Source organism: Pseudomonas sp. B21-059 (assembly GCF_026016285.1).
Taxonomy (GTDB): Bacteria; Pseudomonadota; Gammaproteobacteria; order Pseudomonadales; family Pseudomonadaceae; genus Aquipseudomonas; species Aquipseudomonas danubii.
Map to the genome: position 1 here is coordinate 1,844,044 of NZ_CP087201.1, position 26,491 is coordinate 1,870,534.

General features: G+C 61.9%; 28 protein-coding genes and 1 pseudogene. 27 read left to right on the forward strand and 2 right to left on the reverse strand.

Translation table 11 applies throughout. The annotated features are described in order from the left end of the window. Positions 1 to 22 precede the first annotated feature (22 nt). The 17 genes and pseudogenes from fliQ to LOY69_RS08425 all read left to right on the forward strand — a co-directional run bounded on the left by fliQ (position 23) and on the right by LOY69_RS08425 (position 16,884). On the forward strand, positions 23 to 292 hold the full coding sequence (fliQ, locus tag LOY69_RS08345; protein WP_102864013.1) for a flagellar biosynthesis protein FliQ: 270 nt from the start codon (positions 23 to 25) through the stop codon (positions 290 to 292). Positions 293 to 296: 4 nt separating this feature from the next. Continuing rightward, positions 297 to 1,079, forward strand: coding sequence for a flagellar biosynthetic protein FliR (fliR, locus tag LOY69_RS08350; protein ID WP_102878865.1), 783 nt, complete (start codon positions 297 to 299; stop codon positions 1,077 to 1,079). 3 nt (positions 1,080 to 1,082) lie between these two features. Beyond that, positions 1,083 to 2,258: a flagellar biosynthesis protein FlhB gene (flhB, locus tag LOY69_RS08355; RefSeq protein ID WP_110595161.1), complete on the forward strand. Its 1,176-nt coding sequence runs from the start codon at positions 1,083 to 1,085 to the stop codon at positions 2,256 to 2,258. A gap of 282 nt (positions 2,259 to 2,540) precedes the next feature. Continuing rightward, positions 2,541 to 4,670, forward strand: a complete 2,130-nt coding sequence (flhA, locus tag LOY69_RS08360) for a flagellar biosynthesis protein FlhA (protein WP_102864010.1) — start codon at positions 2,541 to 2,543, stop codon at positions 4,668 to 4,670. Between the two features lie 11 nt (positions 4,671 to 4,681). Beyond that, positions 4,682 to 6,004, forward strand: coding sequence for a flagellar biosynthesis protein FlhF (gene flhF / locus LOY69_RS08365; protein ID WP_102864009.1), 1,323 nt, complete (start codon positions 4,682 to 4,684; stop codon positions 6,002 to 6,004). 118 nt (positions 6,005 to 6,122) lie between these two features. Beyond that, positions 6,123 to 6,953 carry a flagellar synthesis regulator FleN gene (gene fleN, locus LOY69_RS08370; protein WP_016963180.1) on the forward strand — a complete coding sequence of 277 codons (831 nt, stop codon included), beginning with the start codon at positions 6,123 to 6,125 and terminating at the stop codon, positions 6,951 to 6,953. Then, positions 6,950 to 7,690, forward strand: a complete 741-nt coding sequence (gene fliA, locus LOY69_RS08375; protein ID WP_011060003.1) for an RNA polymerase sigma factor FliA — start codon at positions 6,950 to 6,952, stop codon at positions 7,688 to 7,690. The genes fleN and fliA overlap by 4 nt, the downstream gene beginning before the upstream one ends. Positions 7,691 to 7,855: 165 nt before the next feature. Further along, positions 7,856 to 8,227, forward strand: coding sequence for a chemotaxis response regulator CheY (locus tag LOY69_RS08380; protein WP_003183998.1), 372 nt, complete (start codon positions 7,856 to 7,858; stop codon positions 8,225 to 8,227). A 30-nt stretch (positions 8,228 to 8,257) separates the two neighbouring features. Continuing rightward, positions 8,258 to 9,046 carry a protein phosphatase CheZ gene (locus LOY69_RS08385; protein WP_102864008.1) on the forward strand — a complete coding sequence of 263 codons (789 nt, stop codon included), beginning with the start codon at positions 8,258 to 8,260 and terminating at the stop codon, positions 9,044 to 9,046. Positions 9,047 to 9,058: 12 nt separating this feature from the next. Further along, positions 9,059 to 11,325, forward strand: a pseudogene (locus tag LOY69_RS08390) (chemotaxis protein CheA). 47 nt (positions 11,326 to 11,372) lie between these two features. Then, positions 11,373 to 12,488, forward strand: coding sequence for a protein-glutamate methylesterase/protein-glutamine glutaminase (locus LOY69_RS08395; RefSeq protein WP_102864006.1), 1,116 nt, complete (start codon positions 11,373 to 11,375; stop codon positions 12,486 to 12,488). Next, positions 12,488 to 13,228, forward strand: coding sequence for a flagellar motor protein (locus LOY69_RS08400; RefSeq protein ID WP_102864005.1), 741 nt, complete (start codon positions 12,488 to 12,490; stop codon positions 13,226 to 13,228). The genes LOY69_RS08395 and LOY69_RS08400 overlap by 1 nt, the downstream gene beginning before the upstream one ends. Beyond that, positions 13,228 to 14,115: a flagellar motor protein MotD gene (gene motD, locus LOY69_RS08405; protein WP_371826159.1), complete on the forward strand. Its 888-nt coding sequence runs from the start codon at positions 13,228 to 13,230 to the stop codon at positions 14,113 to 14,115. The genes LOY69_RS08400 and motD overlap by 1 nt, the downstream gene beginning before the upstream one ends. 50 nt (positions 14,116 to 14,165) lie before the next feature. Continuing rightward, a complete protein-coding gene (locus tag LOY69_RS08410; RefSeq protein WP_102864003.1) occupies positions 14,166 to 14,954 on the forward strand; it encodes a ParA family protein in 789 nt (262 codons plus the stop codon). Between the two features lie 84 nt (positions 14,955 to 15,038). Then, a complete protein-coding gene (locus LOY69_RS08415; protein ID WP_265074376.1) occupies positions 15,039 to 15,929 on the forward strand; it encodes a CheW domain-containing protein in 891 nt (296 codons plus the stop codon). 79 nt (positions 15,930 to 16,008) lie between these two features. Beyond that, a complete protein-coding gene (locus tag LOY69_RS08420; RefSeq protein ID WP_011060011.1) occupies positions 16,009 to 16,491 on the forward strand; it encodes a chemotaxis protein CheW in 483 nt (160 codons plus the stop codon). Further along, a complete protein-coding gene (locus LOY69_RS08425; RefSeq protein WP_016965424.1) occupies positions 16,492 to 16,884 on the forward strand; it encodes a DUF2802 domain-containing protein in 393 nt (130 codons plus the stop codon). 59 nt (positions 16,885 to 16,943) lie between these two features. Here LOY69_RS08425 and LOY69_RS08430 read toward each other — a convergent pair whose 3' ends face one another. Continuing rightward, complete coding sequence (locus LOY69_RS08430) at positions 16,944 to 17,273, reverse strand: EscU/YscU/HrcU family type III secretion system export apparatus switch protein (protein ID WP_102878869.1); 330 nt, start codon at positions 17,271 to 17,273, stop codon at positions 16,944 to 16,946. Further along, the gene (locus tag LOY69_RS08435) at positions 17,270 to 18,853 is read right to left on the reverse strand and encodes a flagellar hook-length control protein FliK (protein WP_102878870.1); all 1,584 of its coding nucleotides are present in this window, start codon (positions 18,851 to 18,853) and stop codon (positions 17,270 to 17,272) included. Before LOY69_RS08435 ends, LOY69_RS08430 begins: the two co-directional genes overlap by 4 nt. A gap of 196 nt (positions 18,854 to 19,049) precedes the next feature. Here LOY69_RS08435 and ccmA point away from each other — a divergent pair, with 196 nt between their 5' ends. The 10 genes from ccmA to LOY69_RS08485 all read left to right on the forward strand — a co-directional run bounded on the left by ccmA (position 19,050) and on the right by LOY69_RS08485 (position 26,424). Beyond that, the gene (ccmA, locus tag LOY69_RS08440; protein WP_102878871.1) at positions 19,050 to 19,685 is read left to right on the forward strand and encodes a cytochrome c biogenesis heme-transporting ATPase CcmA; all 636 of its coding nucleotides are present in this window, start codon (positions 19,050 to 19,052) and stop codon (positions 19,683 to 19,685) included. After that, positions 19,682 to 20,350, forward strand: coding sequence for a heme exporter protein CcmB (ccmB, locus tag LOY69_RS08445; RefSeq protein WP_102864110.1), 669 nt, complete (start codon positions 19,682 to 19,684; stop codon positions 20,348 to 20,350). Before ccmA ends, ccmB begins: the two co-directional genes overlap by 4 nt. A gap of 78 nt (positions 20,351 to 20,428) precedes the next feature. Then, positions 20,429 to 21,184, forward strand: coding sequence for a heme ABC transporter permease (locus LOY69_RS08450; protein ID WP_102863997.1), 756 nt, complete (start codon positions 20,429 to 20,431; stop codon positions 21,182 to 21,184). Further along, positions 21,181 to 21,357, forward strand: a complete 177-nt coding sequence (ccmD, locus tag LOY69_RS08455; RefSeq protein ID WP_011060018.1) for a heme exporter protein CcmD — start codon at positions 21,181 to 21,183, stop codon at positions 21,355 to 21,357. Before LOY69_RS08450 ends, ccmD begins: the two co-directional genes overlap by 4 nt. After that, positions 21,354 to 21,809, forward strand: coding sequence for a cytochrome c maturation protein CcmE (gene ccmE, locus LOY69_RS08460; RefSeq protein ID WP_102863996.1), 456 nt, complete (start codon positions 21,354 to 21,356; stop codon positions 21,807 to 21,809). Before ccmD ends, ccmE begins: the two co-directional genes overlap by 4 nt. A gap of 3 nt (positions 21,810 to 21,812) precedes the next feature. Then, complete coding sequence (locus tag LOY69_RS08465) at positions 21,813 to 23,801, forward strand: heme lyase CcmF/NrfE family subunit (protein WP_110595165.1); 1,989 nt, start codon at positions 21,813 to 21,815, stop codon at positions 23,799 to 23,801. After that, positions 23,798 to 24,334, forward strand: a complete 537-nt coding sequence (locus LOY69_RS08470; RefSeq protein ID WP_060838164.1) for a DsbE family thiol:disulfide interchange protein — start codon at positions 23,798 to 23,800, stop codon at positions 24,332 to 24,334. The genes LOY69_RS08465 and LOY69_RS08470 overlap by 4 nt, the downstream gene beginning before the upstream one ends. Beyond that, a complete protein-coding gene (locus LOY69_RS08475; protein WP_102863994.1) occupies positions 24,331 to 24,804 on the forward strand; it encodes a cytochrome c-type biogenesis protein CcmH in 474 nt (157 codons plus the stop codon). The genes LOY69_RS08470 and LOY69_RS08475 overlap by 4 nt, the downstream gene beginning before the upstream one ends. Beyond that, positions 24,797 to 26,002, forward strand: a complete 1,206-nt coding sequence (gene ccmI / locus LOY69_RS08480; protein ID WP_102863993.1) for a c-type cytochrome biogenesis protein CcmI — start codon at positions 24,797 to 24,799, stop codon at positions 26,000 to 26,002. Before LOY69_RS08475 ends, ccmI begins: the two co-directional genes overlap by 8 nt. Before the next feature lie 14 nt (positions 26,003 to 26,016). Then, entirely contained in the window at positions 26,017 to 26,424 is a 408-nt protein-coding gene (locus LOY69_RS08485; protein WP_102863992.1) for a hypothetical protein, read from the forward strand. The last annotated feature ends 67 nt before the right edge of the window (positions 26,425 to 26,491 follow it).

The window sequence follows — 26,491 nt, forward strand, 5'->3', positions numbered from 1 at the left end:
CCTTGTTTGCGGGTGCTCGACAATGACTCCTGAAGTCGCGGTAGACCTGTTTCGCGAAGCCCTCTGGCTGACCACCCTGATGGTGGCAGTGCTGGTGGTGCCCAGCCTGCTGGTGGGCTTGATGGTGGCCATGTTCCAGGCGGCCACCCAGATCAACGAACAGACCCTGAGCTTTCTGCCGCGCTTGCTGGTGATGCTGGTGACCCTGATTGTCGCCGGTCCCTGGCTGGTGCAAACCTTCATGGAATACATCCGTCAGTTGTACGGCAGTATTCCTCAGCTGATCGGCTGAGCCGATGTCCCTGTTGGCGCTGACCGACACTCAGATCAGTACCTGGGTGGCGAGCTTCATGTTGCCGCTGTTCCGGGTCACCTCGCTGCTGATGGTGATGCCGATATTCGGTACCACTCTGGTGCCGCGTCGCGTGCGTTTGTATTTCGCCCTGGCGATTACCGTGGTCATAGTCCCGGGCCTGCCGCCCATGCCCGAAGTGCGTGCCTTGGATCTCAGCGGCCTGCTGCTGATTGCCGAGCAGATTCTGATCGGTGCGGTGCTGGGGTTTTCCCTGCAGCTGTTCTTCCAGTCCTTTGTGATCGCCGGGCAGATCGTGGCGATCCAGATGGGCATGGGCTTCGCTTCCATGGTCGACCCTACCAACGGCGTCTCGGTGGCGGTGATCGGGCAGTTTTTCACCATGCTGGTGACCCTGCTGTTCCTGGCCATGAACGGCCATCTGGTGGTCTTTGAAGTCCTTACCGAAAGCTTCACCACCCTGCCAGTGGGCGGTGGCCTGATGGTCAACCACTACTGGGAGCTGGCGGGCAAGCTCGGTTGGGTCATGGGGGCTGCGCTGTTGCTGGTACTGCCGGCGATCACCGCGCTGCTGGTGGTCAACATCGCCTTTGGCGTGATGACCCGAGCCGCCCCGCAATTGAATATCTTCTCCATCGGCTTTCCCCTGACGCTGGTGCTCGGCATGGGCATTGTCTGGGTCAGCCTGGCTGACATTCTCAATCAGTATCAACCGCTGGCCTCCGAGGCCCTGCAGTTTTTACGCGAACTGGCAAAGGCGCGTTGAGCCATGGCAGAAAGCGAGAGCGGTCAGGACAAGACAGAAGACCCCACGGAGAAACGCAAGAAGGACTCCCGGGAAAAGGGTGAGATTGCCCGTTCCAAGGAGCTCAATACCCTGGCCGTCATGTTGGCAGGGGCGGGCGGTCTGCTGGTATATGGCGGTGGTCTGGCCCAGGACCTGCTGGAAATCATGCGTCTGAATTTCTCCTTGCCCCGGGAGGTGCTGCTCAGCCCGGGAGCCATGGGGCAGTACCTGCTGCACTCGGGCAAGATCGCCATCCTGGCGGTGCAGCCGGTGCTGCTGACCTTGCTGCTGGCGGCCATCATCGGGCCGATTTCCCTCGGGGGCTGGTTGTTCGCGGGCAAGAGTCTGGCGCCCAAGTTCAGTCGGATGAATCCGGCTAGTGGTCTTAAGCGGATGTTTTCCACCAATGCGTTGATCGAGCTGCTCAAGGCCCTGGCCAAATTCGGCCTGGTGCTGTTCGTGGCGCTTTCGGTGCTGTCGGCGGACATTGATGATCTGCTGCGCATTGCCCACGAACCGCTTGAACTGGCGATCATCCACAGCGTCCAGGTGGTGGGCTGGAGCACGTTGTGGATGGCGTGCGGGCTGATCCTGATCGCGGCGGTGGATGTGCCGGTGCAGATTTACCAGGCCCATAAGAAGTTGTTGATGACCAAGCAGGAGGTGCGTGACGAGCACAAGGACCAGGAAGGTCGTCCTGAGGTCAAACAGCGGATTCGCCAGACCCAGCGCGAGATGTCTCAGCGGCGGATGATGGCGGCAATTCCCGAGGCTGACGTGGTGATCACCAACCCGACTCACTACGCCGTTGCCCTCAAGTATGACGCCGAGAAGGGTGGGGCTCCGGTGTTGCTGGCCAAGGGCAGTGATTTCTTGGCCCTGAAAATCCGCGAGATTGCCGTGGCCCATGAAGTGATGCTGCTGGAGTCGCCGGCTTTGGCGCGTTCCATCTATTACTCCACTGAGCTTGAAGAAGAAATCCCTGCGGGCCTGTACCTGGCGGTGGCGCAGGTCCTGGCCTACGTCTATCAGATCCGCCAGCACCGCGCGGGCAAGGGCAAGCGTCCGGACCCGCTCAAGGACTTGCCGATTCCGGCGGATCTGCGGCGCGACACTGGCGGCAAGCAATCCTCGGGCGGCCCCATCGAGCCTGTGTAGCTGTAGGCATGCAGGGCCTGGCTTGCCAACGAGTGCGTCCTGCTTTCGTCAGAAAAATGGCTAATTGCCATTATTTCGCCTTGTAACCTTGTTTCTTGCAGCTGACCCAGGGCGCTTCGCTAGCCGACAATGGTGGTCCTGCGGTCTTGTTCGCCGGTAGCCCGGTTCTTCCTGGTCAAGGATGGGATTGCGCCGCTTTGGCAAAGTTGGAAGGCTTCTTGCAGTAGCAGCCCCGAGCCGCTTCAGGCGTCAAAAGTTTGCTTTACGGAACGGGGTAAATCGGTGGATCGCTCTCAGTTAATCAACACGGCTCGCAGTAACCTGGTTGACCTCGGTCGAGGCAACCTGGGTGTACCTGTGCTGCTGTTGGTCATGCTGGCCATGATGATGCTGCCAGTGCCGGCGTTCCTGCTGGATGTGTTCTTCACCTTCAACATCGCCCTGTCGATCGTAGTCCTGCTGGTCTGTGTGTACGCCCTGCGACCACTGGATTTCGCGGTGTTCCCCACCATTCTGCTGGTAGCCACCTTGTTGCGGTTGGCACTCAACGTGGCCTCGACCCGGGTGGTGATGCTCCACGGTCAGGAAGGCCATGCCGCCGCCGGTAAGGTGATCCAGGCCTTCGGTGAGGTGGTGATCGGCGGTAACTATGTCGTGGGTATCGTGGTCTTCGCGATCCTCATGATCATCAACTTCGTGGTGGTGACCAAGGGTGCCGGACGGATCTCCGAGGTGAGCGCGCGCTTCACCCTGGATGCCATGCCCGGCAAACAGATGGCCATCGACGCCGACCTCAACGCCGGCCTGATCGATCAGAATCAGGCCAAGCTGCGCCGTCTGGAAGTGGCCCAGGAGGCCGAGTTCTACGGCTCCATGGACGGTGCCAGCAAGTTCGTTCGCGGCGACGCCATCGCCGGCCTGCTGATCCTCTTCATCAACCTGATCGGCGGCATGGCGGTCGGTATCTTCCAGCACAACATGACCTTTGCCGACGCCGGCAAGGTCTATGCCTTGCTGACCATCGGTGACGGTTTGGTGGCGCAGTTGCCATCGCTGCTGCTGTCCACCGCGGCCGCCATCATGGTGACTCGTGCTTCGGGCTCCGAAGATATGGGCAAGCAGATCAACCGGCAGATGTTCGCTTCGCCCAAGGCGCTGGCAGTGGCTGCGGGCCTGATGGCGGTGATGGGGCTGGTGCCGGGCATGCCGCACTTCTCCTTCCTCAGCCTGGCGGCAGTGGCCGGTGGTGCGGCTTATCTGCTCTGGAGAAAGCAGAACCTGGTCAAGGTCAAGGCTCAGGAAGAAGTCCAGCGTCAGCAAGACTTGCTGCCTTCTCCGGCTCGGGCCATGGAGACCAAGGAGCTGGGTTGGGACGATGTGACTCCGATCGACATGATCGGCCTGGAAGTTGGCTACCGCCTGATTCCTTTGGTGGATCGCAACCAGGGCGGGCAACTGCTGGCGCGGATCAAGGGTGTGCGCAAGAAGTTGTCCCAGGACCTGGGCTTCCTTATGCCCACTGTGCATATCCGTGACAACCTGGACCTGGCCCCCAGTGCCTATCGCCTGACCCTGATGGGGGTGATCCTGGCGGAGGCGGAGATCTATCCGGATCGCGAACTGGCGATCAACCCCGGGCAGGTCTACGGCACCCTCAACGGTATCTCGGCCCGTGACCCGGCCTTTGGCTTGGAGGCGGTGTGGATCGAAATCAGCCAGCGGCCTCAGGCGCAGTCCCTGGGCTACACCGTGGTGGACGCCAGTACCGTGGTCGCCACCCACTTGAACCAGATTCTGTACAAGCACTCCAGCGAGCTGATTGGTCACGAGGAGGTGCAGCAGCTGCTGCAAGTGCTGGCCAAGAGTTCGCCGAAGCTGGCCGAGGAGTTGGTGCCGGGTGTGCTGTCGTTGTCGCAGTTGCTCAAGGTGTTGCAGGCGCTGCTGGCCGAACAGGTGCCGGTACGGGACATCCGCAGCATTGCCGAGGCGATCGCCAACAATGCCGCCAAGAGTCAAGATACTGCCGCTTTGGTTGCCGCGGTTCGGGTCGGCTTGTCTCGCGCCATCGTCCAAAGCATTGTAGGTACTGAGTCTGAGCTGCCTGTGATTACCTTGGAGCCAAGGTTGGAACAAATTTTGCTCAGCAGTTTGCAGAAGGCAGGACAAGGCCAGGAAGAAGGCGTTCTGCTGGAGCCAAGCATGGCTGAAAAGCTGCAACGTTCGCTGATCGAAGCGGCGCAGCGTCAAGAGATGCAAGGTCAACCGGTGATTCTGTTGGTAGCGGGTCCGGTCCGCGCCATGCTCTCGCGGTTCGGGCGTCTCGCCGTTCCCGGGTTGCATGTGCTGGCGTACCAGGAAATTCCCGACAACAAGCAAGTGACCATCGTTGCGACAGTAGGGCCCAACGGCTGAGGTAGTGGGTTATGCAAGTTAAGCGTTTTTTCGCCGCCGATATGCGTCAGGCCATGAAACTGGTTCGTGATGAGTTGGGCGCTGAAGCCGCCATTATCGGCAACCGGCGGATTGCCGGGGGCGTCGAGTTGACGGCTGCCCTGGATTACAAGTTGTCAGCCTTGTCGCCGCGGGTTCCGAACATGGAACTTGAAGACGAGTTGCGCAAGACCCAGTCGCGTATCGTCACCGCCCAGGCCGAACTGAGCCTGCGGGGCGAGGGCGACAGTGCCTCGATCACCAATCGCCAGTTGTTCGCCGGTCTGCCGTTGACTGCCGCCGAGCCGCTGATCGAGCCGACCCTGACCGAGCGTCCGCGTCCGGCCCCGGCTCCTGTTGCTCCGGCGCCCGATAACCGGGCCTTGGACTCCATGCGTTTCGAACTCAACGGTCTGCGTGAGCTGCTGGAAGTGCAGTTGGGCTCCCTGGCCTGGAGCCAGTTGCAGGGCAGCCGCCCGGAGCAGGCCAACCTCTGGCGTCGCCTGCAGCGCATCGGCCTGTCCGGCCCGCTGGCGCGCGACCTGCTGGCACTGATCAGCGAAATCGACGAGCCCCGGCAGGCCTGGCGCATGTTGCTGGCGCACCTGGCGCGGATGATCCAGACCCCGGAAGTCGAGCCACTCGAAGAAGGGGGGGTGATTGCCATGGTCGGTCCTGCCGGCATGGGCAAGACCACCACCCTGGCCAAGCTGGCAGCGCGCTATGTACTCAAGTACGGCGCACAGAACATTGCCCTGGTGAGCATGGACAGCTTCCGTATTGGCGCCCAGGAGCAGCTCAAGACCCTGGGGCGCATCCTTAATGTGTCGGTGACCCATGTCGATCCTGGTCAGTCCCTGGCTCAAGCCCTGGACCCGCTGCTGCGCAAGCGCGTGGTGTTGATCGACACCGCCGGCCTGCAAGCCAGCGACCCGGCGTTGCGCATGCAACTGGAAAGCCTGGCCGGTCGTGGGATTCGGGCGAAGAATTACCTGGTGCTTGCCACCACCAGCCAGAAGCAGGTGCTGACGGCTGCCTACCACAGCTACAAGCGCTGCGGTCTGGCCGGTTGCATCCTCACGAAACTGGATGAAACAGCTAGTCTTGGCGAGGTCTTGAGCCTGGCCATCAGTCACGAATTGCCAGTGGCCTATCTCACCGATGGCCCACGGATTCCCGACGATTTGCATCTGCCTCGCCGTCACCAGTTGGTGAGTCGTGCTGTCAGTGTGCAGATGCAGGAAGAACCCAGCGAAGAAGCCATGGCCGACATGTTCGCTGACCTCTATCACAGCCCGACCAAGCGGGTCGGCTGAGGTAGACATGAATAGATTGCAGTGTATCTACATCGATGGTCTGCCATGCATTGTTCCAATGGTGAACGCGCAGCCAGTTATGTGGCCCCGTCTAAGTAAGACAAGGTAAAGAAAGAACATGGGCAGCATGCATCCCGTACAGGTGATTGCGGTGACCGGCGGCAAAGGTGGCGTCGGCAAGACTAATGTGTCAGTGAACTTGTCCCTGGCTCTGGCTGAGCTCGGTCGGCGGGTCTTGCTGCTGGACGCCGATCTGGGACTGGCCAACGTCGATGTCCTACTGGGTCTGACCCCCAAACGCACCCTGGCGGATGTCATCGAAGGGCGCTGTGAGCTGCGCGACGTGCTGCTCCAGGGGCCTGGCGGCATTCGCATCGTTCCGGCCGCCTCGGGCACCCAAAGCATGGTGCACCTGAGTCCTGCCCAGCATGCGGGCCTGATCCAGGCCTTCAGCGACATCGGCGACAATCTCGATGTACTGGTGATCGACACCGCTGCGGGCATTGGTGACTCGGTAGTCAGTTTCGTCCGCGCAGCCCAGGAAGTGTTGCTGGTGGTCTGCGATGAACCGACCTCCATCACCGACGCCTACGCGCTGATCAAGTTGCTCAACCGCGACTACGGCATGAACCGTTTCCGGGTCTTGGCCAACATGGCCCAGAGTCCTCAGGAAGGGCGCAACCTGTTTGCAAAATTGACCAAGGTCACGGATCGTTTCCTGGACGTGGCCTTACAATACGTCGGCGCAGTTCCCTACGACGAAAGCGTACGCAAGGCCGTGCAAAAGCAGCGTGCGGTCTATGAAGCCTTTCCTCGTTCGAAGTGTGCATTGGCGTTCAAGGCCATCGCGCAAAAAGTCGATACCTGGCCGTTGCCGGCGAACCCACGCGGGCATCTGGAGTTTTTTGTCGAGCGCCTAGTGCATCAAACAGCGGGACCGGTGCTATGACTGCCAGCGGCTACAACCTCTACAAGAAGTCGGCACGTGACAGCCAATACGAATTGATCGAGCGCTATGCGCCACTGGTCAAGCGTATTGCCTATCACCTGCTGGCGCGGTTGCCGGCCAGTGTTCAGGTGGAAGACCTGATTCAGGCCGGAATGATCGGTTTGCTCGAAGTGTCGACCAAGTACGACGCGAGCAAGGGGGCGAGTTTCGAAACCTACGCGGGTATCCGTATCCGTGGGGCGATGCTCGACGAGGTTCGCAAAGGCGATTGGGCACCGCGTTCGGTGCACCGTAATACGCGCATGGTCAGTGATGCCATTCGCGCAATTGAAGCTAAAACCGGTCGCGACGCTAAAGATCACGAAGTTGCGGCCGAACTTCAATTGAGTCTCGACGATTATTACGGGATTTTGAACGACACCTTGGGCAGTCGCCTGTTCAGTTTCGACGATCTGTTGCAGGACGGCGAACATGAAGGGCTGCATGAGGATGGCGCCAGTGCTCATCTCGAGCCGTCACGGGACCTGGAGGATGAACGCTTCCAGGCTGCGTTGGCGGATGCGATTGCCAATTTGCCGGAGCGCGAGCGACTGGTGTTGGCGCTGTACTACGACGAAGAGCTGAACCTCAAGGAAATCGGTGAGGTCCTGGGGGTCAGCGAGTCGCGGGTCAGCCAGTTACACAGCCAGTGCGCAGCCCGCTTGCGGGGGCGTTTGGGGGAGTGGCGAGCGCGCTGACAGGCAGTGTGGGGACACTGCGATCAGGACCGGTGAAGCAAGCGCTGCACCGGTCTTGCAGTATGTGCTCCATGCAGTCGTTGTGTGTTATGCCGAATTGATTGAATGGCGCGTTCAGGTGCTGGATGCGTTTAAGACTGCTTGGAGGTCGAATTGGACAAGAACATGAAAATCCTCATCGTTGATGACTTTTCAACGATGCGGCGGATCATAAAAAACCTGTTGCGTGATCTGGGTTTCACCAACACGGTCGAGGCCGACGATGGCACTACCGCCATTCCGGTACTCAACAGCGGGAGCATCGACTTTCTGGTAACGGACTGGAACATGCCGGGCATGACCGGTATCGACCTGCTGCGCCACGTGCGTGCCGATGAAAAACTCAAGCACCTGCCGGTATTGATGGTGACTGCTGAAGCCAAGCGCGAGCAGATCATCGAAGCGGCCCAGGCCGGCGTAAACGGCTATGTCGTCAAACCATTCACGGCTCAGGCGTTGAAAGAGAAGATCGAAAAGATCTTCGAACGCATCGGTTGATGTACGTAGCCATTCCGCCACGGGGGAGCTATGGAGCATAACGAATCTTCACTGGGCGACTTTGAGTCGACCCTGAAAAAACATGCGCTGGAACTGGTCGAAAGCCTTGAAAAGGGCAGGTTTGGCGAAGCGGTGCAATTGATCCATGAGCTCAATCAGACCCGTGACCGCGGCCTGTATCAGGAAGTGGGCAAGCTCACCCGCGAGCTGCATAGCGCGATCGTCAATTTCCAGATTGACCCGCACATGCCGCAAGCCGAGGAAGTTTCACAGATCACGGATGCCACTGAGCGCCTGTCCTATGTGGTCCGGCTCACGGAAGCCGCCGCCAACCGCACCATGGATCTGGTAGAGATCAGCACTCCGTTGGTCAATGGCCTGAGCACTGAAGCCCAGGCCTTGAGCGCAGACTGGGGGCGCTTTATGCGGCGCGAGGTCGGCGCTGAAGAGTTTCGCGAACTGGCACGCCGGGTCGACAGTTTCCTGACGCGCAGCGAGCAGGAAACCCGCACCGTCTCGGGCCACCTCAACGACATTCTGCTGGCGCAGGATTACCAGGACCTGACCGGTCAGGTGATCAAGCGTGTGACCCAGTTGGTCACGGAAGTCGAAAGCAATCTGCTCAAACTCGTCTTGATGGCCAGTCAGGTCGATCGTTTCGCTGGCATCGAACATGACCGTGAATCGATCCTCGCTGAAAAAGATCCGCAAAAACATCTCGCCAAGGGTGAAGGTCCGCAGATTCATGCCGATAAACGGGAAGACGTTATGTCCGGTCAGGACGATGTAGACGATTTGCTTTCCAGCCTTGGATTCTAGGAGCACCCATTAATGAGCTTCGGCGCCGATGAAGAGATCCTTCAGGATTTCCTGGTTGAGGCCGGCGAGATTCTAGAGCAACTGTCCGAACAACTGGTCGAGCTGGAAAGCCGGCCAGATGATGCGGACTTGCTCAATGCAATTTTTCGCGGTTTTCACACTGTTAAAGGGGGCGCCGGCTTCCTCCAGCTCAATGAGCTGGTGGAGTGCTGTCACATCGCCGAGAACGTCTTCGACATCCTGCGCAAGGGTGAGCGGCGGGTCGACTCGGAACTGATGGACGTGGTGCTTGAGGCTCTGGACGCGGTGAACGGCATGTTTGGCCAGGTCCGTGAGCGCACCGAAATTACTGCCGCGACGCCTGAGCTGCTGGCCGCCTTGGCGCGCCTGGCTGAGCCTGCCGGTGCCGAACCTGCAGCGCCGGTGGTTGAAGAAGTGGCCGAAGCCGTTGTCGAGCCTGCGGCGCAGGCTCCGTCAGGGGACATCACCGATAACGAATTCGAACTCTTGCTCGACTCGCTGAATGCCGCCAAGGCCGACGCCGAAGCCGCACCTGCTGCCGCACCGGTGGCCGAGGGCGAGCCCGCCAGCGACGAGATCACCGATGCTGAGTTTGAGTCCCTGCTGGACCAACTGCATGGCAAGGGGCAGTTCGCACCCGATGCCGTAGCCACCGCAGCGCCTCCTGCTGCCGCTGGTGCTGCCGCGGCGGGCGACGAAATCACCGATGACGAATTCGAAGCCCTGCTGGACCAGTTGCATGGCAAGGGCAACTTTGCCGTGGACGCACTGGAGTCAGCAGTGGCCGCGGTGCCTGCCGCGCCGGCGCCAAGCGCCGCCGCAGCCGGTAGCGACCTGATCACCGATCACGAATTCGAATCCCTGCTCGATGAGCTGCACGGCAAGGGCAAGTTCTCTGAAGCTCCGGGTGCGGCCAAACCGGCAGCGGCTGTTGCCGCGGCACCGGCTGCTGCAACCAGCACCGCCGTCGCCAAGCCCGTGGCGAAGAAGCCCGAAGCCAAGGCTGAGGCGCCAAAACCGGCAGCGGCTGCAGCGCCGGCACCGGCTCGTGCCGCAGCTGCGCCACCAGCGGAAAAGCCTGCCAGCGAAGCAGAAACCACGGTGCGGGTCGATACCGCGCGCCTGGACGAAATCATGAACATGGTGGGCGAGCTGGTTCTGGTGCGTAACCGTCTGGTGCGCCTGGGGCTCAACAGCGGCGACGAAGCCATGTCCAAGGCCGTGTCGAACCTGGACGTGGTGACGGCCGACCTGCAGACCGCGGTGATGAAGACCCGCATGCAGCCGATCAAGAAGGTGTTCGGGCGCTTCCCGCGTCTGGTTCGCGACTTGGCCCGACAGCTCAAGAAAGAGATCAACCTGGAGCTGGTGGGGGAAGAAACCGACCTCGACAAGAACCTGGTCGAGGCCCTGGCCGATCCGCTGGTGCACTTGGTGCGCAACGCGGTGGACCATGGCATCGAGTCGCCGGAAGAGCGCGAAGCCTCGGGCAAGGCCCGTGGCGGCAAAGTCGTGCTGGCGGCGGAGCAGGAAGGTGACCACATCCTCCTGTCGATTTCCGACGACGGCAAGGGCATGGACCCCAACGTTCTGCGAGCCATTGCCGTCAAGCGCGGCGTGATGGACAAGGACGCGGCCGACCGCCTGAGCGACACCGAGTGCTACAACCTGATCTTCGCCCCGGGCTTCTCCACCAAGACCGAGATCTCCGACGTCTCCGGCCGTGGTGTGGGCATGGACGTGGTGAAGACCAAGATTTCCCAGCTCAATGGCTCGATCAACATCTACTCGACCAAGGGCCAGGGCTCGAAGATCGTCATCAAGGTGCCGTTGACCCTGGCGATCATGCCGACCCTGATGGTGATGCTGGGCAACCAGGCGTTCGCTTTCCCTCTGGTCAACGTCAACGAGATTTTCCACCTCGATCTGTCCCGCACCAATGTGGTGGATGGCCAGGAAGTGGTGATCGTGCGTGACAAGGCGTTGCCCTGTTCTACCTCAAGCGCTGGCTGGTCAGTTCCGCCGCTCATGAAGAGCAGCGTGAAGGCCACGTAGTGATCCTTTCTGTGGGCACCCAGCGGATCGGCTTTGTCGTCGATCAACTGGTCGGCCAGGAAGAAGTGGTCATCAAGCCCTTGGGCAAAATGCTTCAGGGAACCCCGGGCATGTCCGGCGCCACCATTACCGGTGACGGCCGCATCGCTCTGATTCTCGATGTTCCGAGCATGCTCAAGCGTTACGCCGCACGGCGTATTTGATTCGGCGGGGAGGGGCGGTTGGCCTCGCCCCACCTAACGGAGTGTTTATGGCAGTCAAAGTCCTGGTGGTGGACGATTCGGGTTTTTTCCGCCGCCGCGTCTCGGAAATTCTTTCAGCGGATTCGAATATCCAGGTCGTCGGTACGGCGACCAATGGTAAAGAGGCGATCGATCAGGCCCTGGCCCTCAAGCCGGACGTGATCACCATGGACTACGAGATGCCGATGATGGATGGCATCACCGCAGTGCGGCATATCATGCAGCGCTGCCCGACGCCGGTCCTGATGTTCTCTTCCCTGACCCACGAAGGCGCTCGAGTGACCCTCGATGCGCTGGATGCCGGGGCTGTGGATTTCCTGCCGAAGAATTTCGAAGACATCTCGCGCAATCCCGAGAAGGTCAAGCAACTGCTGTGCGAGAAAGTCCACAGCATTTCGCGCAGTAATCGCCGTTTCAGCAGCTACAGCGCCCCGGCGCCGCAACCGGCTGCACCGGCTCCGGCGCCGTCGAGTTTTGGCGGCAGTCGTCCGGCGCCTGCGCCTGCTCCAGTCCGTGCTCCTGCACCGGCTGCCGGCCCGGCATCGCCGGCGCCCAAGCGCAAGGCCTACAAGCTGGTGGCGATCGGTACTTCCACCGGTGGCCCGGTGGCGCTGCAGCGGGTCCTGACCCAACTGCCGGCCAACTTCCCGGCACCTATCGTGCTGATTCAGCATATGCCCGCGGCCTTCACCAAGGCCTTTGCCGAGCGTTTGGACAAGCTGTGCCGGATCAGCGTCAAGGAAGCGGAGGATGGCGACATCCTGCGTCCAGGCCTGGCGCTGCTGGCGCCGGGCGGCAAGCAGATGATGATCGACGGTCGTGGCGCGGTGAAGATTCTTCCCGGCGACGAGCGCCTGAACTACAAGCCGTGCGTGGACATCACCTTCGGCTCTGCAGCCAAATCCTACAGCGACAAAGTTCTGGCGGTGGTGCTGACCGGTATGGGCGCTGACGGTCGTGAAGGCGCGCGTCTGCTCAAGCAGGGCGGCAGCGCGGTCTGGGCCCAGGATGAAGCCAGCTGCGTGATCTACGGCATGCCCATGGCCATCGTCAAAGCCAATCTGGCGGACGCGGTGTACAGCCTGGACGACATCGGCCGGCATCTGGTCGAGGCCTGTCTCTGATGGATGTGCTCAGCCTTATCGGGATCATCATGGCGTTTGTCGCCATCATTGGCGGCAACTACCTGGAAGGGGGGCACCTGTCGGCCCTGGCCAATGGCCCGGCGGCACTGATCGTGCTCGGCGGGACCATCGGCGCGGCCTTGCTGCAGTCGCCGTTGAGCGCCTTCAAGCGAGCCATGCAGATCCTGGTGTGGATTCTGTTTCCGCCTCGGGTGGACCTGCCCGGGGGCATCGATCGGGTGGTCAACTGGAGCCTGACCGCGCGCAAGGAGGGCCTGCTGGGCCTGGAAGGCGTGGCGGACGCCGAGCCTGACACCTATTCGCGCAAAGGCTTGCAGCTGTTGGTCGATGGTGCCGAGCCGGAAGCCATCCGCAGCATCCTTGAAGTGGACTTCTACACCCAGGAAAGCCGCGATATCGAGGCTGCCAAGGTCTTCGAAAGCATGGGCGGTTATGCGCCGACCATCGGCATCATCGGTGCGGTGATGGGCCTGATCCACGTGATGGGCAACCTGGCGGACCCGTCGCAGTTGGGCAGTGGTATCGCCGTGGCCTTCGTCGCCACCATCTACGGTGTGGCTAGCGCCAACCTGGTGCTGTTGCCGATCGCGGCCAAGCTCAAGGCCATTGCCTTGCGCCAGTCCCGTTACCGGGAAATGTTGCTCGAAGGCATTCTGTCGATTGCCGAAGGCGAAAACCCTCGCTCCATCGAGTTGAAGCTGCAAGGCTTCATGGACTGATTATGGCTCGTCGTCGCCAGCAAGAAGAACACGTCAACCACGAACGCTGGTTGGTTTCCTACGCCGACTTCATCACCTTGCTGTTCGCGTTTTTCGTGGTCATGTACTCCATCTCCTCGATCAACGAGGGCAAGTACAAGGTGATTTCCGAAGCCTTGATCGGGGTCTTCACCGACTCCGATCGCAGTCTCAAGCCGATTCCCATCGGTGACGAGCGGCCCAAGACCGTGACCCCGGCCAAGCCGCTGGTCAAGGACAGCGAACAGACCGACGCCGGCATTTCCGGTGGCAGTGATCCGCTGAAAAGCATCGCCGATGACATCAGCGCCGCTTTTGGCGACCTGATCAGCTCCAACCAGATGACTGTGCGTGGCAATGAGTTGTGGGTGGAGATCGAACTCAACTCCAGCCTGTTGTTCGGCAGCGGCGATGCCATGCCCAGCGATCAGGCGTTCACCATCATCGACAAGGTGGCGAAGATCCTCAAACCCTTCGACAACCCGATTCATGTCGAAGGCTTCACCGACAACCTGCCGATCCAGACCGCGCAGTACCCGACCAACTGGGAGTTGTCTTCGGCCCGCTCGGCGAGCATCGTGCGGATGCTGGCGATGCAGGGGGTGAACCCCGCGCGAATGGCTTCGGTGGGGTATGGCGAGTTCCAGCCGGTGGCCAACAATGCCACCGCCGAAGGCCGGGCGCGCAATCGCCGGGTGGTGCTGGTGGTGTCGCGCAACCTGGATGTGCGTCGCAGCCTGACCGGTACCGGAACCGCCAACGCGACACCGGATGCGGCACTCAAGCGTGCTGGCACACAAACTGCACCAACCCCAGTGAAAACGCCGGTACAGGGAAGCGCCGTCAATTCTCCGTCACCCGCTTTATAACTTAGCGCTATGTCTCGCCCCGCTGTGGCCGGGCGGGAGGAACAAACCGAATGAGAGTCTGGGCAGTTGCCAATCAAAAGGGTGGTGTCGGTAAAACCACCAGTTCCATCGCTTTAGCCGGTTTGCTGGCCGAGGCGGGCAAGCGCGTGGTCGTGGTCGATCTCGACCCCCACGGTTCCATGACCAGCTACTTCGGCTATGACCCGGACAGCCTGGAGCACAGCAGCTACGACCTGTTCCTGCACAAGGGCAATGTGCCCCAGGACCTGCCGGGCCAGTTGTTGCTGGGCACCAGCCATGAGCGCATTTCACTGTTGCCGTCGAGCACCGCCCTGGCCACCCTTGAGCGTCAGTCACCGGGGCAGAGTGGTTTGGGCCTGGTGATCGCCAAGAGCCTGGCACAGCTGTGGCAGGACTTCGATTACGCGGTGATCGACAGCCCGCCGCTGCTCGGTGTGTTGATGGTCAACGCCCTGGCGGCCAGCCAGCAGCTGGTGATCCCGGTGCAGACCGAGCACTTGGCGGTCAAGGGGCTGGAGCGCATGGTCAACACCCTGGCGATGGTCAATCGCTCGCGCAAGCAGCCGCTGCCGTTCACCATTGTGCCGACCCTGTTCGACCGCCGGACCCAGGCTTCCCTGGGCACTCTGCGCATTCTGCGGGACAAGTTTCCCGACGAAATCTGGCAGGGCTATATCCCGGTGGATACCCGCTTGCGGGATGCCAGTCGGGCAGGGGTCACCCCATCTCAGTTCGATGGCAAGAGCCGCGGTGTACTGGCCTACAAGGCCTTGCTCAAGCATCTGCTGGCCCAACAACTCGTGGCGCAGGTGGCTTGACGTGAAGCGCTATTCAAGTCACTCGACCGCTCGGCCGATAACCCCTACAGATCACTGTATCGGGGTTTTTGCGTGGGCATCCTCATGAACCGTCCTCTGGATATCAAGAGCCGGCCTCAGCTGGCGCTGCAGTCGTACCTGGACGCTTTGCTGCAGGATGCTACCGAAGAGGAACAGCTACCGGAGCCTCCGGTCCAGGTTGCTCCGCCGGTCCCGCCGGTAATATCCTCGGCTTCCAGCGAAGTGCTGGATGAGTTCCAGGCTGCAGTATTGGAAGAGCAGGCGCGGGACGCACAGGCCCAGCACCAGGCGGCACCTGCTGTCCGGGATGCTGCACCTGCACCTGCACCTGCGGTAATGGAGGCGCCGGAACCCTTGCCGAGTTCGATCTCGCCGGTGGTGCCAATGCTCCAGGCCCTGGTGCCGCCACTGGTGGAAGTTCATCTGCCGCCGAACAATACACCGCCTCCGGTTTCCGGTAGCGACCGTCCCAGCTGGGCGGCCGAACCTTTCGAGTGCCTGTTGTTCGATGTCGCCGGCCTGACCCTGGCAGTGCCGTTGGTGTGCCTGGGGTCGATCTATTCCCTGGCAGGGCAGGAATTGACACCGCTGTTCGGCCAGCCGGAATGGTTCCTCGGCATCCTGCCGAGCCAGGCCGGTAATCTGAAAGTCCTGGATACCGCTCGCTGGGTCATGCCGGATCGCTACCGTGATGATTTTCGCCAGGGCTTGCAGTATGTGATCTCGGTCCAGGGCTACGAGTGGGGGCTGGCAGTGCATCAGGTCAGTCGCTCCCTGCGCCTGGACCCCAACGAAATCAAGTGGCGCAGTCATCGTGGCCAGCGTCCGTGGCTGGCCGGCACGGTGATTGAGCATATGTGCGCCTTGCTTGACGTTGCTGAACTGGCCGAGTTGATTGCCACCGGTGGCGCCAAGCAGATGGCTATCAGTCAAGCGGCCCACAAGCCGAAGTAAACCAACAACAGGCTACGTCCGTCGGACGTGGCCACACAGAACACACGCCGTTTTCAACGGTTTTTTGAGGGGTCAGGGTATGAATAAGTCGTCGTCTGCACAGGGTTCCGAAGATCCGATCCTGCAATGGGTCACCTTCAAGCTGGATAACGAGTCCTACGGCATCAACGTGATGCGCGTTCAGGAAGTCCTGCGCTACACCGAGATCGCTCCGGTACCGGGTGCTCCCAGCTATGTGCTGGGGATCATCAACCTGCGGGGCAATGTGGTCACCGTGATCGATACCCGTCAGCGTTTCGGCCTGGTGCCGACCGAAGTCAACGATAACACCCGGATCGTCATCATCGAAGCCGACAAGCAAGTGGTCGGGATCATGGTCGACAGCGTGGCGGAAGTGGTTTACCTGCGTCAGTCGGAAGTCGAGACCGCGCCGAATGTCGGTAACGAAGAGTCGGCCAAGTTCATTCAGGGTGTCTGCAACAAGAACGGCGAACTGCTGATTCTGGTTGAACTGGACAAGATGATGAGCGAAGAGGAATGGTCGGAACTGGAGAGTATCTGATTGATCCTCGAGGTAGCGGTGATTGTCCTGGCGATCCTTTGGGTCGCCACTGTGGCGCTATTCCTGTCGTACACCCGCAATCAGCGGCAGATCGCTGCCCAGCAGGCCGAAGGCGATGCCGTGCGCGACCAGCGGATCAAGGAGCTGGCCAAGCGCGTCGATCATTACCAGAACGGTACGGTGCGCATGGGCGAGGATCTGCACGAGCTGCGAGCGGTGGTGGCGCCGTTGCCGGACAAACTGGCCCAACTGGAGCAGCGTGACCCCTCCAGCCTGTCCTTCGCCCAGGCCGCGCGCCTGGTGGGCATGGGCGCCAGTGTCGACGAGTTGACCCAGTCCTGCGGCCTGACCCAGGCCGAGGCGGAGCTGGTCAGCAAGCTGCACAAAGGCTAGCCACAAGTCGCAAGCTTCCCGAGGGAGGCTTGCGACTTAGCGCTTACCGCGGCTTCTCTTCAATAATCGTCACCGCGCTCGGTGATGTCTTTCTCCAGTTCCACCTGATGCGGATCATGCCCGGCCGGAAACTTGCCCTTGAGGTTCCAGGCGAAGGCGATGATTTCGGCGATGGTCCGGTACAGCTCCGGTGGAATGCTCTCGCCCAACTCCAGGCGCGCCAACAGCTTCACCAGCTCGGCGTTCTCATAGATCGGCACTTCATAGTCCCGGGCGATCTTCAGGATGGCTTCGGCCAGTTCATCGTCACCCTTGGCGGTCAGGGTCGGGGCTTGCTGGCCGTCGTACTTGAGGGCAATGGCCTGGCGTGGAGGAGGTGTGTGCTTCATGCGGTTTCGTCGACCCAGCGTTGTTCCAATCGGGTTTGCGGGCCCTGGGGCGGGATGCCCAGGTGGCAGTCCAGGTCACCGACATCCAGCCCTGAAGCCAGCAGGCGTTCGCGCAGGTTGCCCAGGTGGCTTTCGATCAGGCTCGCGGTGTAGGGGCGTTCGGCCCACAGCTGGCTGGACAGCCGACCTTGAATCAGTTGAGCCTGGACCTGCAGCGGGCCCAGGGGCTCCAGGTCGAAGGCCAGATCGAGCCGCCACAAGGCCTGCTTGGATTCTCGCTCTTCACGTTTTTGTTGCGGCTCAGGCTCCGGCGCTTCTTCGCGCTGCATTTTGACCTGCAAGGGCACGATGTCCTGCAGGTTGCGCATGGGAATTTCCAGCTGCCAGGTGGTCAGTTGCCGGCCATCGTCGGTCTGGCCGCTTTGTTCCAGGCTCGCCAGTTGATGGCTCTGCAGGCGTGATACCGCAGCGGCGGCCAGGCGCAGCAAGTGTTCCAGATCGCCTTCGCCCTCCAGGCTTTGCAGCAGCCGTGCCGGCAGCGGGAAGCCGCTGGGTGAGGTCTTGGCGCTGACCTGGCCGAGGGTGCCCAGGGCGCTGCGCACGAAGCTCGGCAGCGATTGCGCCAGGGTGTTGGCGGCGATGATCGCATTGAAGCTGCTGGAGGAGGGCAGTCCCGGGGTCAACTGGGCGATCAGGCGTAGCAGGTCGCCCTTCAGGTCTGGCGTCTGACCGGGATTGGTGCCGGCCAGCAGCTTGGCTTCCAGAAACAGGCCGCTGCCCAGCAGAGCCTGGGCCACGCCGCGCGAGGTGCTCAGCTGCTGATGGTCCGGCAGGCCGGCCAGCAAGCGCTCCACGGCGGCCCGCAGGTCGGCGGAGGAAGTGGCCAGTTCGCTGTCGGCGGGCAGGTTCTGCAGAAGGTTGATCAGTCCGTTCAGGGAACCCTGGCGGCTTTGCTGGCTGGCCAGTTGTGCGGCGATGGCCAGTTGTTCCTGGCGGTTGCCCAGAGGGACGAAGTTCAGGGTCTGTGCATCCGCGACCTGGGCGCTGAGCAGGCTGCCGATACGCAGCGGCTGCGGGCTGTCGATGCTCAAGGTGGCGCCACTTTGCGCGGTGTTGAGCAGGCTCACCAGGGAACGGTAGATCGCCGGCTGATTGCTGCCCTGGGGCAGGAGCTGGGTAGTCAGCACCTTGCCCTGGAGCAGGGTGCCGGCGGGCAGTTGGCTGGTATCCAGGCGCGTCAGGGCGGCGACGCTGGAGGCAATGGCCTGCTGCACGGTGATCGCCAGGTTGCCGGCCGAAGGTTGGATCACCGCCAGGCTGGTGCCCTGGGGCAAGGGTTGGCTGCTGGTGGCTTGCACGGTGGTTTGCCGGCCGTTGTCCAGGGTCACCTTGAGCAACAGCTGGAAGGTCTGGTCGGTCTGCTTGAGCGACAGCACTTCAGCCTTGGCGCTCTGACCGGCGGCAATCAAGCCTTCCAGTGGCGGCACCAGCTTGAGCAGTTCGCCGCTGATCGGCTGAGGGCGCGAGGGGCCGGGAGCCGGCGCCTGGGGCAGTGGCAGGATGTTTATTTCGCCAGTCATTCGGACACAACCTGTGGAAATTAGCCCTCTTGAGAGTAGGGCTTCGCATGTATAATGCCGCCCGTCTTTGGGGGAGTGGGGAAAACATTGCAAATGTTTGACGCAGCTCTCTAGAACAGGCCGCCAATGCATTTATCCTGCATCCCTTTAACGGCCGCTCCACTGCCGACTTGAACCCGTAAAGGCCCACCATCCCTTGACCAGCCCTCTTCTCGAAGCCGTAGCACTCGCCTGTGAGCGCGACTGGCGGATGCTGTTTGAACACCTGGAGTTGCGTCTGACCGGCGGAGACATGGTGCAGATCAGTGGCCCCAACGGCAGTGGCAAGACCAGCCTGCTGCGTTTGCTCGCCGGCCTGATGCAACCCACCAGCGGTCAGGTGCTGCTCAATGGCCAGCCCTTGCATGCCCAGCGCGCCGAACTGGCGCGCAACCTGCTGTGGATTGGCCATGCCGCCGGCATCAAGGATGTCCTGACCCCCGAGGAAAACCTCAACTGGCTCTGTGCCTTGCACCAGCCGGCAACGCGCGACGCTATCTGGCAGGCTCTGGCGGCCGTCGGCCTGCGCGGCTTCGAGGACGTTGCCTGTCACACCCTGTCCGCCGGCCAGCAGCGTCGTGTGGCCTTGGCCCGGCTGTATCTGGACGGCCCGCCGCTGTGGATCCTCGACGAGCCCTTTACCGCCCTGGACAAACAGGGGGTGGCCCAGCTCGAGGAGCACCTGGCCAATCATTGTGAACGTGGTGGCATGGTGGTCCTGACCACTCACCACACGCTGACCCGTATGCCCTCCGGCTACCGCGATCTGGATCTGGGGCGGTGGGCGGCATGAGCGTCTTTGCCCAATTGCTGGCCCGTGAAGCGCGCTTGCTGTTCCGACGCCCGGCGGAGCTGGCCAATCCTCTGGTGTTCTTCGCCATCGTCGTTGCTCTGTTCCCATTGGCCGTGGGACCTGAGACAAATCTGTTGCAAACCTTGTCTCCCGGGCTGGTCTGGGTAGCGGCCTTATTGTCCGTCCTGCTCTCGCTGGACGGGCTTTTTCGCAGTGATTTCGAGGACGGATCCCTTGAACAGTGGGTCCTTTCGTCGCACCCCCTGCCTCTTCTGGTTTTGGCCAAGGTGCTGGCACACTGGGCCTTTTCCGGCCTGGCACTGGTATTGCTTGCACCCTTGCTGGCCTTGATGCTCGGCTTGCCTGCCGCCTGCCTGCCGGTGTTGCTGGCTTCATTGATGCTGGGCACTCCGGTGCTGAGCCTGCTGGGCGCAGTGGGCGCAGCACTGACGGTGGGGTTGAAGCGTGGAGGCTTGCTGCTGGCGTTACTGATCCTGCCTCTGTACATCCCGGTATTGATTCTCGGCAGTGGCGCCCTGCAGGCGGCACTGCAGGGCATGCCGGCGACAGGTTATCTGCTGTGGCTTGGGAGCCTGACCGCCCTGGCAGTGACCCTTACACCCTTTGCAATAGCTGCTGGCCTGAAGATCAGCGTCGGCGAATAATGAGGTCTGGTTGTTTTTTAACCAGTAAAGACCCTGGCTGTTCGTGAAAGCGAAGAGCAACCGTGATGGAAGCAATGAATGAACTGGACTTGGTTTCATAAGCTCGGCTCGCCTAAATGGTTTTACGGCATCAGCGGCAAGCTGCTGCCCTGGCTGAGCGTCGCCGCCGTGTTGCTGATCGGTATCGGCGTGGTCTGGGGCCTGGCCTTTGCGCCACCGGATTACCAGCAGGGCAACAGCTTTCGCATCATCTATATCCATGTGCCAATGGCGATGCTGGCCCAGTCCTGCTACGTCATGCTGGCCGTGTGCGGTGTGGTCGGGCTGGTGTGGAAAATGAAACTGGCCGATGTTGCCCTGCAATGCGCGGCGCCCATCGGGCATTCGATCACCTTCCTGGCCCTGGTAACCGGGGCGATCTGGGGCAAGCCGACCTGGGGTTCCTGGTGGGTCTGGGATGCGCGACTAACGTCGATGCTGATCCTGCTGTTTCTGTACGCAGGTCTGATTGCGCTCAATGCCGCCATCAGCAATCGTGACAGCGCCGCCAAGGCCTGCGCGGTGCTGGCGATTGTCGGCGTGGTGAATATCCCGATCATCAAATACTCGGTGGAGTGGTGGAATACCCTGCACCAGGGGGCGACTTTCACCCTCACCGAAAAGCCCGCCATGCCGGTGGAAATGTGGCTGCCGCTGCTGCTGACGTCCTTGGGTTTCTATTGTTTCTTTGGCGTGCTGCTGTTGCTGCGCATGCGCCTTGAGGTGCTCAAGCGCGAAGCCCGCACCAGTTGGGTCAAGGCCGAAGTCCAACGCAGCCTGGAGACCGCACAATGAGCTTTGCATCCTTCAGCGATTTTCTCGCCATGGGCCATCACGGCCTCTACGTCTGGTCGGCCTATGGCATTTGCCTGGTCGTCCTGGCTCGTGAGCTGGTGGCGCCGATCCTGGCGCGCAAGCGTTATCTGCAACAAGAGGCGCGTCGTCTGCGCCGGGAGAACGGTAAGTGAATCCGCTGCGTAAAAAGCGTCTTTTGATCATCCTGGCGATCCTGGTGGGCGTCGGCATTGCCGTCGGCCTGGCCCTCAGCGCGCTGAAGGAAAACATCAACCTGTTCTACACCCCGACCCAAATTGCCAATGGTGAAGCACCGCTGGACACGCGGATTCGCGCCGGCGGCATGGTCGAGGCCGGCTCCCTGCAACGTTCCGCCGACTCCCTGGACGTGAAATTCGTGGTCACCGACTTCAACAAATCGGTGACCATCACCTACCGCGGCATTCTTCCGGACCTGTTCCGCGAAGGGCAGGGCATCGTCGCCCTGGGCAAGCTCAACGCCGATGGCGTGGTGGTGGCCGATGAAGTGCTGGCCAAGCACGACGAGAAATACATGCCGCCGGAAGTCACCAAGGCGTTGCAAGACAGCGGCCAGTCGGCACCGACACCAGCGAAAGAGGGTTAAGCCATGAGTTCCGCACTGTTCGTTCCCGAACTCGGTCATCTGGCGATGATCCTCGCCCTGTGCTTTGCCCTGGTCCAGGCCGTGGTGCCATTGCTGGGCGCCTGGCGCGGCGACCGCCTGTGGATGAGCCTGGCCCAGCCAGCAGCCTGGGGCCAGTTCGCGTTCCTGGTATTCGCTTTCGGCTGCCTGACCTACGCCTTCATGAGTGACGACTTCTCGGTGGCCTATGTCGCCAGCAACTCCAACAGCGCCTTGCCCTGGTACTACAAGTTCAGCGCGGTGTGGGGCGCCCACGAAGGTTCGCTGCTGCTCTGGGCGCTGATCCTCGGGGGCTGGACCTTCGCTGTGTCGGTATTCTCGCGCCAGTTGCCACAAGTGATGCTGGCCCGGGTGCTGGCGGTGATGGGCATGATCAGCACCGGCTTCCTGCTGTTCCTGATCATGACCTCCAACCCGTTTTCGCGAATCCTGCCCCAGGTACCGGCGGACGGTCGTGACCTCAACCCGCTGTTGCAGGACATCGGCCTGATCGTCCACCCGCCCATGCTGTACATGGGTTACGTCGGTTTCTCGGTGGCCTTCGCCTTTGCCATCGCCGCGCTGCTCGGCGGTCGCCTGGACGCTGCCTGGGCGCGTTGGTCGCGGCCCTGGACCATTGTCGCCTGGGCCTTCCTCGGCATCGGTATCACCCTGGGCTCCTGGTGGGCCTACTACGAGTTGGGCTGGGGCGGCTGGTGGTTCTGGGACCCGGTGGAAAACGCTTCCTTCATGCCCTGGCTGGTGGGTACGGCCTTGATCCACTCCCTGGCAGTGACGGAAAAGCGCGGTGTATTCAAGAGCTGGACCGTGCTGCTGGCCATTGCCGCTTTTTCCCTGAGCCTGCTGGGGACCTTCCTGGTGCGCTCCGGGGTCCTGACTTCAGTGCACGCCTTTGCCTCGGACCCTGAGCGCGGCGTGTTCATCCTGATCTTCCTGCTGTTCGTGGTGGGGGGCTCCCTGACCCTGTTTGCCCTGCGAGCGCCGGTGGTCAAGAGCCACGTGGGCTTCAACCTGTGGTCCCGGGAAACCCTGCTGTTGGGCAACAACCTGGTGCTGGTGGTGGCGTCCTCGATGATCCTGCTGGGCACCCTGTATCCGCTGGTGCTGGATGCTCTGACCGGGGCCAAACTGTCGGTGGGCCCGCCGTATTTCAATGCGCTGTTCATTCCGCTGATGGCCCTGCTGATGGTGGTGATGGCGGTGGGCGTGCTGGTGCGCTGGAAAGACACCCCGGTGAAATGGCTGCTGGGCATGCTCGGTCCGGTGCTGCTGGGCAGCGTGGCCCTGGCCGTGGTGGCCGGCATTGCCTACGGCGACTTCAACTGGGCGGTGCTGGCGACCTTCTTGCTGGCGGCCTGGGTGCTGCTGGCCGGGGTGCGTGACATCTTCGACAAGACCCGCCACAAGGGCCTGATCAAGGGCCTGCCAAGCCTGACTCGCAGTTATTGGGGCATGCAGCTGGCGCACCTGGGCATTGCGATCTGCGCCCTGGGCGTGGTGCTGTCGAGCCAGAACAGCGCCGAGCGCGACCTGCGCCTGGAGCCAGGCGAGTCCATGGAACTGGCCGGTTATCAGTTCATCTTCGAAGGCGCCAAGCATTTCGAAGGGCCGAACTTCACTTCCGACAAGGGCACTGTGCGTGTGGTGCGCAACGGCAAGGAAGTGGCGGTGCTGCACCCGGAAAAACGCCTGTACACCGTGCAGAGCTCGATGATGACCGAAGCCGGCATCGATGCCGGTTTCACCCGTGACCTGTATGTCGCCCTGGGCGAATCCCTGGGGGATGGCGCCTGGGCGGTGCGGGTACACGTCAAGCCGTTCGTGCGCTGGATCTGGTTCGGCGGCCTGCTCACCGGGTTCGGTGGCTTGCTGGCGGCGATGGATCGGCGTTATCGGGTCAAGGTTAAAAGCCGCGTGCGCGAAGCGCTGGGCATGACAGGAGCTGCCGCATGAGACGCTGGATGATGATGTTGCCCCTGGCGGTGTTCCTGGTGGTGGCGGTGTTCCTCTATCGCGGGTTGTATCTGGACCCGGCCGAGCTGCCGTCGGCGATGATCGGCAAGCCGTTCCCGGAGTTCTCCCTGCCGTCGGTGCAGGGCGACAAGACCCTGACCCGCGCGGACCTGCTGGGCAAGCCGGCTTTGGTCAACGTCTGGGGCACCTGGTGCATTTCCTGCCGGGTCGAGCATCCGGTGCTGAACAAGCTGGCCGAGAAGGGCGTGGTGATCTACGGCATCAACTACAAGGACGTCAATGCCGACGCCCTGAAGTGGCTGGCCGAGTTCCACAATCCCTACCTGTTGGATGTGCGTGACGAGGAGGGCTCCCTGGGGCTGAATCTGGGTGTCTACGGCGCTCCGGAAACCTTCTTCATCGATGCCAAGGGCATCATCCGTGACAAGTTCGTCGGGGTGATCGACGAAGTGGTGTGGCGCGAACAGCTGGCGGCCAAGTACCAGGCCCTGGTAGACGAGGCCAAGCCATGAAGCGCTGGTTAGCCGCCGCCATCCTGGGCCTGAGCATCGCTGGCGTGGCCCACGCTGCCATTGATACCTACCAGTTCGCCAATGACACCGACCGCGAAAGGTTTCGCGAGCTGACCAAGGAACTGCGCTGCCCCAAGTGCCAGAACCAGGACATCGCCGATTCCAATGCACCGATTGCCGCCGACCTGCGCAAGGAGATTTTCCGCATGCTCGGCGAGGGCAAGGACAATCAGCAGATCATCGACTTCATGGTGGATCGCTACGGTGACTTCGTGCGTTACAAGCCGGCCCTGACCGGCAAGACCGCCTTGCTCTGGTTCGGTCCTGCCGGCCTGTTGCTGGGTGGGCTGGTGATCATTGCCGTGATAGTCCGGCGTCGTCGCGTCGAGCGCAGCGACAGCCCGAACACGCTTTCCGTCGAAGAGCGTCAGCGCCTCGACCAACTGCTGGATAAAACCCCCCATGATTGATTTCTGGCTTGCAGCAGGTCTGCTGCTCCTGATCGCCCTGAGTTTCCTGTTGATCCCGGTATTGCGTGAGCGTCGTGCCCAACGTGAGGAGGATCGTACCGCGCTGAACGTGGCGCTTTATGAAGAGCGCGTGGCCGAGCTGCATGGCCAGCAAGCGCAAGGCGTGCTCAGTGCCGAGCAGATGGACGCGGGGCGTGCGGAAGCGGCCCGGGAACTCTTGGCGGACACCGAAGGCAGCGGCCCAGTGCGGACCTCGCGTCTGGGCAAACCGCTGCCGCTGCTGGCGGCGCTGCTGGTGCCGGTGCTGGGCTTGGGTCTGTACCTGCATTTTGGTGCCAGCGACAAGGTCGAGCTGACCCGGGAGTTCGCCCAGGCGCCGCAGTCCATGGAAGAAATGACCCGGCGCCTGGAGCGCGCAGTGGCGGCCCAGCCGGATTCTGCCGAGGGCCTGTACTTCCTTGGGCGTACCTACATGGCCCAGGACCGTCCAGCGGACGCGGCGAAGATCTTCGAGCGTACCGTGGCTCTGGCCGGACGCCAGCCCGAGCTGTTGGGGCAGTGGGCCCAGGCTCAGTACTTCGCCGATAACAAGCAATGGTCGGACAAGGTCCAGGGCTTGACCGATGAAGCGTTGAAGGCCGATCCCAACGAAGTCACCAGTCTCGGGTTGCTGGGTATCGCCGCTTTCGAAGGCGGACGTTTCCAGGAGGCCATCGATTACTGGAAGCGCCTGCAGGCGCAACTGCCGCCGCAGGACAATTCCCGTGCCGCGCTGCAGGGAGGCATTGATCGCGCCAGCGAGAAACTGCTGGCAGCCGGTGGCAAGGTCGCGGCCGAGCCTGCGGTCAAGGCCAAGGGCGCCTTGCTCAAGGTCCGGGTCGATCTGGCGGCGGAGCTCAAGGCCAAGGTCCAGCCGGGTGACAGCGTGTTCATCTTCGCCCGTGCGACCCAGGGCCCGCCCGCGCCGCTGGCGGCCAAGCGCCTGACCGTCGCCGATCTGCCGGCCACTGTGGAGCTGGGGGATAGCGACGCGATGATGCCGCAGTTGAAACTGTCGAACTTCCCTGAAGTCCAATTGGTTGCGCGCATTTCCCGTGCCGGCCAGCCAACGGCCGGCGAGTGGATCGGGCAGAGCCAGCCCCTGCCCAGCAGCACCACGGCCGCGCAACAGCTGACCATCGACAGTCCGGATCAATAATCAGAGAAGCCGCCATGACCGCCATCGCTCGTATCACCCTGTTGTCACTGGTCCTGGGGTTGAGTGCTTGTACGGTCCACCGGCCGGCGCCGACCTCCTCTGAACCCATCCCGCCTGCGGGGCCGAGCACGCGCCCGGCCCCGTCCACGGCTCCTGCGCCAGGCAAGCCCGGGGCGCCGATTCCCGCCGCCAAGCCCCTGCCACGCACCTCCGCCAGCTTTGCTCCGCCACCCGGCGGGCACAGCCACTGGGATGCGCGGCTGGGGGTCTATGTGCTGGATAACCAGAGCAACACCTTCTATCGCCAACGCACCTATTACCGTTGGAACAACGGCTGGAGCCGCTCCATCAGCCCCGACGGTCCTTGGGAAGACACCGACATCCATGGTGTACCCGCAGGGCTGGGGCGTCAGTTCCAGTAATTTCCAACACCATTGACTGACTGCACAGGCGCGGGCCAGAGCCGGCGCCGGCCTTGCCATGGTCAGC

What these genes read in the sequence shown, in the direction of transcription:
- ccmI (WP_102863993.1), top strand. Translation starts at nt 24,797, where the DNA reads ATGATTGATTTCTGGCTTGCAGCAGGTCTGCTGCTCCTGATCGCCCTG.
- LOY69_RS08380 (WP_003183998.1), top strand. Translation starts at nt 7,856, where the DNA reads ATGAAAATCCTCATCGTTGATGACTTTTCAACGATGCGGCGGATCATA.
- LOY69_RS08430 (WP_102878869.1), bottom strand. Translation starts at nt 17,273, where the DNA reads ATGAAGCACACACCTCCTCCACGCCAGGCCATTGCCCTCAAGTACGAC.
- LOY69_RS08450 (WP_102863997.1), top strand. Translation starts at nt 20,429, where the DNA reads ATGAACTGGACTTGGTTTCATAAGCTCGGCTCGCCTAAATGGTTTTAC.
- LOY69_RS08415 (WP_265074376.1), top strand. Translation starts at nt 15,039, where the DNA reads ATGAACCGTCCTCTGGATATCAAGAGCCGGCCTCAGCTGGCGCTGCAG.
- LOY69_RS08395 (WP_102864006.1), top strand. Translation starts at nt 11,373, where the DNA reads ATGGCAGTCAAAGTCCTGGTGGTGGACGATTCGGGTTTTTTCCGCCGC.
- LOY69_RS08435 (WP_102878870.1), bottom strand. Translation starts at nt 18,853, where the DNA reads ATGACTGGCGAAATAAACATCCTGCCACTGCCCCAGGCGCCGGCTCCC.
- LOY69_RS08410 (WP_102864003.1), top strand. Translation starts at nt 14,166, where the DNA reads ATGAGAGTCTGGGCAGTTGCCAATCAAAAGGGTGGTGTCGGTAAAACC.
- fliQ (WP_102864013.1), top strand. Translation starts at nt 23, where the DNA reads ATGACTCCTGAAGTCGCGGTAGACCTGTTTCGCGAAGCCCTCTGGCTG.
- LOY69_RS08385 (WP_102864008.1), top strand. Translation starts at nt 8,258, where the DNA reads ATGGAGCATAACGAATCTTCACTGGGCGACTTTGAGTCGACCCTGAAA.
- LOY69_RS08400 (WP_102864005.1), top strand. Translation starts at nt 12,488, where the DNA reads ATGGATGTGCTCAGCCTTATCGGGATCATCATGGCGTTTGTCGCCATC.
- LOY69_RS08475 (WP_102863994.1), top strand. Translation starts at nt 24,331, where the DNA reads ATGAAGCGCTGGTTAGCCGCCGCCATCCTGGGCCTGAGCATCGCTGGC.
- flhB (WP_110595161.1), top strand. Translation starts at nt 1,083, where the DNA reads ATGGCAGAAAGCGAGAGCGGTCAGGACAAGACAGAAGACCCCACGGAG.
- LOY69_RS08470 (WP_060838164.1), top strand. Translation starts at nt 23,798, where the DNA reads ATGAGACGCTGGATGATGATGTTGCCCCTGGCGGTGTTCCTGGTGGTG.
- fleN (WP_016963180.1), top strand. Translation starts at nt 6,123, where the DNA reads ATGGGCAGCATGCATCCCGTACAGGTGATTGCGGTGACCGGCGGCAAA.
- flhF (WP_102864009.1), top strand. Translation starts at nt 4,682, where the DNA reads ATGCAAGTTAAGCGTTTTTTCGCCGCCGATATGCGTCAGGCCATGAAA.
- ccmB (WP_102864110.1), top strand. Translation starts at nt 19,682, where the DNA reads ATGAGCGTCTTTGCCCAATTGCTGGCCCGTGAAGCGCGCTTGCTGTTC.
- fliA (WP_011060003.1), top strand. Translation starts at nt 6,950, where the DNA reads ATGACTGCCAGCGGCTACAACCTCTACAAGAAGTCGGCACGTGACAGC.
- LOY69_RS08420 (WP_011060011.1), top strand. Translation starts at nt 16,009, where the DNA reads ATGAATAAGTCGTCGTCTGCACAGGGTTCCGAAGATCCGATCCTGCAA.
- LOY69_RS08465 (WP_110595165.1), top strand. Translation starts at nt 21,813, where the DNA reads ATGAGTTCCGCACTGTTCGTTCCCGAACTCGGTCATCTGGCGATGATC.
- ccmD (WP_011060018.1), top strand. Translation starts at nt 21,181, where the DNA reads ATGAGCTTTGCATCCTTCAGCGATTTTCTCGCCATGGGCCATCACGGC.
- LOY69_RS08485 (WP_102863992.1), top strand. Translation starts at nt 26,017, where the DNA reads ATGACCGCCATCGCTCGTATCACCCTGTTGTCACTGGTCCTGGGGTTG.
- fliR (WP_102878865.1), top strand. Translation starts at nt 297, where the DNA reads ATGTCCCTGTTGGCGCTGACCGACACTCAGATCAGTACCTGGGTGGCG.